Below are 250 nucleotides of genomic sequence, written 5' to 3' on the forward strand. Positions count from 1 at the left end.
GAAGTGACGCGCGTCGCGCGCGAGGTCGGCACCGACGGCAAGCTCGGCGGCCAGGCCATCGTGCCCGGCGTCGCCGGCACCTGGAAGGATCTGACGGACTCCGTCAACGCCATGTGCGGAAATCTCACCGCGCAGGTCCGCAACATCGCCAACGTGACGACCGCCGTCGCGCGCGGCGACCTCTCGCGCAAAATCACGGTGGACGTGCGCGGCGAGATCCTGGAGCTGAAGGACACCATCAACACCATGG

General features: G+C 68.0%; 1 protein-coding gene. It reads left to right on the plus strand.

Features of this window, described 5'->3' with window-relative positions; genetic code table 11:
- Window positions 1–250, plus strand: a 250-nt coding sequence (locus C1X29_RS30170) for a HAMP domain-containing protein (protein WP_158247923.1), incomplete at both ends; no start/stop codon positions are given.

Source organism: Pseudomonas sp. GW456-12-10-14-LB2 (genome assembly GCF_002884345.1).
Taxonomy (GTDB): domain Bacteria; phylum Pseudomonadota; class Gammaproteobacteria; order Pseudomonadales; family Pseudomonadaceae; genus Aquipseudomonas; species Aquipseudomonas paraglycinae.